1 protein-coding gene is annotated in these 649 nt (G+C 41.4%); it reads left to right on the forward strand.

Features of this window, described 5'->3' with window-relative positions:
* The coding region (locus CWC30_RS17935) for a transposase (RefSeq protein WP_171034754.1) at window positions 1-649 on the forward strand (649 nt) is incomplete at both ends.

Here is a 649-nt window from a genome sequence, read left to right on the forward strand (position 1 = left end):
AAGTGCGGTTGATACCAAGCATCACCTCATAGTGGCGCATGACGTGACCAACGTGCCAGATAGAGGCCAGCTTGCGTCAATGACGAAACTCGCACAAGAAGCATTGCGCAAGAAAGATATACGGGTATTAGCAGATAAAGGTTACTTCAGTCAGCCTGATATAAAAGACACTATCGATTTGGGTGCAGAGCCAATCATGCCCAAGACGGATACATCGTCCTCTGAAAAGAAAGGGATATTTAACCGCTCACTTTTCAAATACGATGCAAATAAAGATATTTACTTATGCCCCGCTGGTAATGAACTTCAAAATCGAATGCAGGTATTTGAGCAAGGTAAATACCTTGATGTTTACTTCAATCACATTGCTTGTCGAGATTGTAAAATAAGAAGTCAGTGCACTAACTCTAAAAAAGACCCTAGGCGAATAAGGCGGTGGGTGCATGAGGTTCTGACAGAAGAAATGCTTCAAAAACTAAAGAATCAACCTGAATTGATGCTTCATCGAAAGCAAACTGTTGAGCACCCCTTTGGCACAATTAAACTCTGGATGGGAGCTACCCACTTACTAACACGAGGTTTAAAAAGCGTGGGGACAGAAATAAGTCTTCATGACGTAGCTTACAACATAAGAAAAATCAAAACAAGT

Source organism: Pseudoalteromonas sp. S4741, from assembly GCF_005886135.1.
GTDB lineage: Bacteria > Pseudomonadota > Gammaproteobacteria > Enterobacterales > Alteromonadaceae > Pseudoalteromonas > Pseudoalteromonas tetraodonis.